At 64.1% G+C, this 537-nt stretch carries 1 protein-coding gene; it reads left to right on the top strand.

The window, feature by feature from the left end:
• Window positions 1-488: VOC family protein (locus tag EN742_RS37155; RefSeq protein WP_189375779.1), on the top strand; the 488-nt coding region annotated here is incomplete at its 5' end.
• Window positions 489-537: the final 49 nt, after the last annotated feature.

The following is a 537-nucleotide window of genomic DNA, read 5'->3' as shown; positions in this document are numbered from 1 at the left end:
TCTATAACGAGCTCGGCTTCCGCGTCACCGAATACACCGAGGACGCCGATAGCGGGAGGCTGTGGGCCGCCTGGACGCATCGCAAGGGCGGCGTGCACGACATCGCCTTCACCAACGGTTTCGGCCCGCGACTCCACCATGTCGCCTTCTGGGTGCCGACGCCGCTCAACATCATCGATCTGCTCGACCTGATGGCCACGACCGGCTGGGTAGCGAACATCGAGCGGGGGCCCGGCCGGCACGGCATCTCCAACGCCCTCTTCCTGTATATTCGCGACCCGGACAACCACCGCATCGAGATCTATTGCTCGGACTACCAGACGGTCGATCCGGATCTGGAGCCGATCAAATGGGACCTGAAGGACCCGCAACGCCAGACGCTGTGGGGCGCGCCGGCGCCAAAGAGCTGGTTCGAGGAAGGCAGCCTTTTCGCTGGCGTGGAACCGCGCCGGTCCGACCTGGCGGCCTCGCCAATCGTAGCGCCTTAAACTTGCAAGGAGCTTCAGCATGAGTTCGGGACGTCTCGCCACCTTCACC

This window comes from Mesorhizobium sp. M4A.F.Ca.ET.020.02.1.1 (genome assembly GCF_004022645.1).
Lineage (GTDB): Bacteria > Pseudomonadota > Alphaproteobacteria > Rhizobiales > Rhizobiaceae > Mesorhizobium.
This window is presented reverse-complemented; position numbering and strand designations above follow the sequence as displayed.